Genomic DNA, 1,088 nt, shown 5'->3' with positions numbered 1-1,088 from the left:
CTCCCGAAAGGCTCACCACCGTGACGCAGGACGACCTCCTCGCCCGGGCCCAGGCGTGGCTCGCCGAGGATCCCGATCAGGAGACCCGCGACGAGCTCGCCGCACTCCTCGACCGCAACGCCACCGACGAGCTCGCCGCCCGTTTCAGCGGCACGCTGCAGTTCGGCACGGCCGGGCTCCGTGGTGAGCTCGGCGCCGGACCCATGCGGATGAACCGCTCGGTCGTCATCCGCGCGGCCGCAGGACTCGCCGCGTACCTCAAGGCCAAGGGCCAGACCGGCGGCCTCGTCGTCGTCGGCTACGACGCCCGCTACAAGTCCGTCGACTTCGCCCGCGACACCGCCGCCGTGATGACCGCCGCCGGGCTGCGCGCCGCGCTGCTCCCGCGCCCGCTGCCGACGCCCGTCCTCGCGTACGCCATAAGGCATCTGGGCGCCGTCGCCGGTGTCGAGGTGACCGCGAGCCACAACCCGCCGCGCGACAACGGCTACAAGGTCTACCTGGGCGACGGCTCGCAGATCGTGCCTCCGGCCGACGCGGAGATCGCCGCCGAGATCGGCGCGATCCGCTCGCTGAACGACGTGCCCCGCGCCTCCGAGGGCTGGGAGGTGCTCGGGGACGAGGTCCTGGAGGCCTACCTGGAGCGTACGGACGCCGTCCTGACCCCCGGCTCCCCCCGTACCGCGCGGACCGTCTACACGGCCATGCACGGCGTCGGCAAGGAGGTCCTGACGGCCGCGTTCGGCCGGGCCGGCTTCCCGCCGCCCGCGCTCGTCGCCGAACAGGCCGAGCCGGACCCGGCGTTCCCGACGGTCGCCTTCCCGAACCCGGAGGAGCCGGGCGCCATGGACCTGGCCTTCGAGGCCGCCCGGGCCGTGGACCCCGACCTCGTCATCGCGAACGACCCGGACGCCGACCGCTGCGCCGTGGCCGTCCCGGACGCGGACGTCGAGGGCGGCTGGCGGATGCTCCGCGGCGACGAGGTGGGCGCGCTGCTCGCCGCGCACCTCGTGCACAAGGGCGCCACCGGCGTGTTCGCCGAGTCGATCGTGTCCTCGTCCCTCCTCGGCCGGATCGCCGAGGCCGCG

At 74.6% G+C, this 1,088-nt stretch carries 1 protein-coding gene; it reads left to right on the top strand.

Annotation, left to right across the window (positions count from 1 at the left end):
- Positions 1-20 precede the first annotated feature (20 nt).
- Positions 21-1,088: phospho-sugar mutase (locus tag CCN56_RS40465; protein WP_143664835.1), on the top strand; the 1,068-nt coding region annotated here is incomplete at its 3' end.

Origin of the sequence: Streptomyces sp. NRRL B-24572 (assembly GCF_002156145.1) — a bacterium.
GTDB classification, from domain to species: domain Bacteria; phylum Actinomycetota; class Actinomycetes; order Streptomycetales; family Streptomycetaceae; genus Streptomyces; species Streptomyces vietnamensis.
This window is presented reverse-complemented; position numbering and strand designations above follow the sequence as displayed.